This is a genomic window from Nocardioides sp. NPDC057577, from assembly GCF_042801335.1.
GTDB lineage: Bacteria > Actinomycetota > Actinomycetes > Propionibacteriales > Nocardioidaceae > Nocardioides.
In genome coordinates this window covers 1-1024 of record NZ_JBHVGB010000376.1, presented here as the reverse complement: position 1 = coordinate 1024, position 1024 = coordinate 1, and the positions used below count along the sequence as shown (strand labels likewise).

General features: G+C 69.1%; 1 protein-coding gene and 1 pseudogene. One reads left to right on the top strand and one right to left on the bottom strand.

Annotation, left to right across the window (positions count from 1 at the left end; genetic code table 11):
* A pseudogene (locus ACFU7D_RS29920) lies at positions 1–606 on the bottom strand (aminopeptidase N); the annotation flags it as partial.
* Positions 607–790: 184 nt separating this feature from the next.
* Between ACFU7D_RS29920 and ACFU7D_RS29915 the strand changes: the two are divergent.
* On the top strand, positions 791–1024 hold a 234-nt coding region (locus ACFU7D_RS29915), incomplete at its 3' end, for a DsbA family protein (RefSeq protein WP_378874214.1).

Below are 1024 nucleotides of genomic sequence, written 5' to 3'. Positions count from 1 at the left end.
GTAGTGGTAGGGACCGGCCACGACACACGTGATGTACGTCGAGATCGGCTTCGTCTCCGCGAACCGCCACACCCCGTCGGCCCGCTCGCCCGCGCCGTTGGACCACACCGTCCACTCCTCGGGCGCGCGCACCTCGAAGCGGAAGGGCGCCTTGAGGTCCGGCTGCTCGAAGTTGGCGAAAACCCGTCGGGAGTCGGCCGGCTCGTACTGGGTGTACAGGTACACCTCGCCGTCCTCCGGGTCGACGAAGCGGTGCAGGCCCTCACCGGTGCGGGAGTAGGCGCACTGGGCGTCGACCACCAGCTCGTTGTCGGCGGCCAGGTCCTCCAGGGCGATCCGGGAGCCGTCGAAGACCTCGCTCGGGTCGAGGTCGCGGCCGTTCAGGGAGACGGCGGTGACGCTCGGGGCGACCAGGTCGGCGAAGCTGCTCGCGCCGGGCTCGTTGCAGCGGAAGCGGATCGTGGTGACGGACCGGAACGTGCGCGGGCCCTCGCCCTGCGCGTCACCGACGGCCGAGCGCACGTCGAGGGACACCTCGTACCCGTCGACGGACAGCAGTGCGGCCCGCTCCCGGGCCTCGTCGCGGGACAGATTCTCACCGGGCACGGGCGGCACTCCTCGGATGGTGTTCGGTATACGGCTTCGGTATACGACTGGTGTTCCGTGGTGTTCAGTATGCGGACAGCACTGATCCTGCCATGTGCCCCTGACGCACGGCAGCCGGGAATGGGCGGGCCGACCGGCCGGTTGCCCCGGGAAAGGCATACTCGCGCGCCTCATGAGGAGAGACATGTCGGAGAAGACGCCCGTCGACTTCTGGTTCGACCCGCTGTGCCCCTGGGCCTGGATGACCTCCCGCTGGGTCCTGGAAGTGGAGAAGGTCAGGGACATCGAGGTCCGCTGGCACCTCATGAGCCTCGCCGTCCTCAACGAGGACAAGCTCGACGAGCTGCCCGCGGAGTACCGCGAGATGCTCGAGGTCAAGGCGTGGGGCCCGGTGCGCGTCGTCATCGCGGCCCAGGAG